The following is a 381-nucleotide window of genomic DNA, read 5'->3' on the forward strand; positions in this document are numbered from 1 at the left end:
GGACCACTGCCGGCGACGAGAACCACCGCGGGAAAGGGGCCACTGCCGGCGGGCCGCAGTAGCGTCCCGCGCATCGCGATCCCGTCCAAGTTCCACGTAGCCTCGGCGGCCGTGAAGGATGCTCCCATACTTGAACATGTTACAACTAGTGCCATCTTCGCTTCCGGCTGGAAATAGTTTGTCTACAGCCAGGCGAAGAGAGAATCAGACGGCGGTGTGGAGCCCGTCGAAGGCCATGGTGATGAGGTCGTCCGCCAGTTTCTCCGGGGACAGGGAACCGCCGGGCTTGTACCACTCAACGATCGAGTTGATAGTGCCAAACAGCAGGCGGGTCACGGTGCGGGGATCGATATCCTGGCGCAGCGAGCCGTCCTCACGCGC

The 381-nt window shown here is 62.7% G+C and carries 1 protein-coding gene; it reads right to left on the reverse strand.

Going from position 1 to position 381, the window contains the following annotated elements; genetic code table 11:
- Window positions 1-204: 204 nt before the first annotated feature.
- On the reverse strand, window positions 205-381 hold a 177-nt coding region (locus SB724_RS19500), incomplete at its 5' end, for a TetR-type transcription factor C-terminal domain-containing protein (protein WP_486304054.1).

The organism is Bacillus sp. SIMBA_031 (assembly GCF_046535225.1).
Classification (GTDB): domain Bacteria; phylum Bacillota; class Bacilli; order Bacillales; family Bacillaceae; genus Bacillus; species Bacillus velezensis.